Annotated in this window: 2 protein-coding genes; both read right to left on the bottom strand. The window is 47.6% G+C overall.

Annotated elements, in window-relative coordinates; genetic code table 11:
* Window positions 1–150 precede the first annotated feature (150 nt).
* Window positions 151–1503, bottom strand: a complete 1353-nt coding sequence (locus ACYQ3Q_RS28170) for a DDE-type integrase/transposase/recombinase (protein WP_459928141.1) — start codon at window positions 1501–1503, stop codon at window positions 151–153.
* Window positions 1504–1543: 40 nt separating this feature from the next.
* Window positions 1544–2077 carry a DUF6431 domain-containing protein gene (locus ACYQ3Q_RS28165; RefSeq protein WP_459928140.1) on the bottom strand — a complete coding sequence of 178 codons (534 nt, stop codon included), beginning with the start codon at window positions 2075–2077 and terminating at the stop codon, window positions 1544–1546.
* Between the last annotated feature and the right edge of the window lie 192 nt (window positions 2078–2269).

Genomic DNA, 2269 nt, shown 5'->3' with positions numbered 1-2269 from the left:
GTCCCACAGTCGCCGGTGATGACGGCAAACAACTGACGCTCTGCTGCATATTCGAGCCTACCAAGCGTTTCTTCCAGTATGCTGGATAGGTACAATTTATCGGTGGGAATATCCCTTGAGAAGGGTGTGTGACTCAGCCCGTAGAACGATTCATACATGCTTTTCTAACTCCTTCCGAACTGTTCGGTAGGAGACGGCAGGAGCTTGCCGTTCGTTTCGTTGCTTATTCTGCTCCTCGGCTGCACGAAGTAAACGCGATTCGTCCGCTTTTTCTGGTTGCATATGATCCGGTAGCGCCGGACGTTTTCCAGACCATTCCCTGATGACTAGCTCACGAACCGTCCAAGGTGCATGACCCTCGTATTCGATGGTTAATTCCGTGATGTCAGCGGGATCGTACACGAGTTGGACCTTTCTTCCTATGAAGAGTAGCCCTACCTCATATTTTTTCCCCATAAAGCTAATGCAACCGGACTTGTCCACTTTGCGCTCTTCGCTATGGAGGAATGCATTCGTTAAGATTTCAGGTTCTACGAATCGAAGTGGTGAGCGATCGCTCCGATACGCAGTTTCGGGACTGGCCGTCTCTCCCAGTGCGGTGTGAGGCTTGTTTTGGTGGCATTCGCTAAGCCATAATTGAAACCAGGTGTTAAGTCGATCCAATGTTTTCGGTTTTTCGAGCAGGACTTCATTGAGGAAACTTTGAACCACACGATTCAGGCGTTCTACCTTCCCCTTAGATTCTGGAGAATAGGGTTTAGCAAACAACAATCGGATACCTAGTTTGGAGCAAGTCCGACCCATCCATCGAGTGCGGTACTGCTTGCCATTGTCAAAATAAACGGCTTCAGGAAGCGCATTTTGTTGGATAGACTTTCGAAAGCAGTCCTCCACAATGGCCTGATCGAGCGTTGGATAAAACTCACCGTGAAGAACGTAACGCGTTGCATCGTCAATAAACAAAACAAGATACACTTGTTTGAGGGTACCGTTCGGGCCGATCGGAAGAAAAGGTCCATATTTTATGTCGGATTGCCATAATTGATTGCGATGTCGTTTCTGGAACCTTCGAGCCGCAGCTCCGTCATTCGTATACATCCGCATGGTCCGGGAGCTATAGCCGCGTTCCATAAGCCTTTCTTGTAAAGTGCTTCGTTTGAGCTGCTTGGGTTGTGCTTTTCCTTCCCATTCTAGGATTTGAATGATTTGGCTGACACTGCGACTCGGAACTTCACGCCTCAATAGAATCGCTTGTTCCAAGAGATGGGCAGGAATTGCCTCTGTCTGTTTTTCCCCTTTTCCTTTAGGTAGAAGTCCACTGAACCCTTCTTCTCGATACTGCGCCAAATACCGACGCAGTGTACGCTCTGACAAACCTGATTGTGCACAAAGGGCAACTTTAAGTTGACGGGCCTTGGCTGGGTCCAGTCCGTCTGCTAGTAACGGTGACAAAAGTTGTACCCTCCCAGCTGCAATCTCTTCCGCTTTCTTCTGATCTTTCATTGCTAACGCCTCCATTTCGTGGGATTAGCATGATTCTATCTCAGATGAAGGTGGACATGAATGCAGAACGGGTCTGTCTCCAACGATGAGAATTTGCGATCGGTTGGACAGTTCTACTCATCCATCCGTCTGCGGTACCGACAAACTGTCCAAGAAGTTGGAGGAGTGCGGACTGTGGTCGATCGGACGAGTTCTCCACAGCAAGGTTGTAACGAATTGAGATCGACTGTAAGCAGCCATGGGCGTAGACTACCCACGTGAGAAACCAGAGTTTCCAACGTGAGATCGTTGATTCATCCACTGCAATGTCGGTGCGTGGTGGTTCGTTTAAAATACCTTCAATACTTTCCGCATCATAGCGTTTGTAAGGAACAAGCAAGTCCGGCAATTCATGGTGAATCTTGAAACATGACTCACAGCGTAGTCTGCGAATGATAAGTATTGATCTTCCTCCAGAACTTTGAAACCATACCCGATGACGACTGCCTATGACGATTAAGAGTTTCCCACAACAAGGGCAAGGTACGCTTTCCGCACTCCTAACAAAAAACGCCAGTCCTATACTTCTTCTCAACTAGCGAATAATTTGATACAATGATCATGTTGTTATTGGGAGGACGTCTCTAGTGATGCTGTTGTAGCAGTACCACATCAAAAAAGAGGCGTCTTTCTCCTTTCTTCAAGGATAACGTTATGGTCATTATATTCGTCAACTTAGGGACGGGCAAGACCGTCAGCTTTCGGACTATTTAATTCAGCGTACACA

Source organism: Desulfosporosinus burensis (assembly GCF_054657535.1).
Note: the sequence above shows the minus strand (reverse complement) of the source record. Positions and strands in the feature narration are given on the sequence as shown.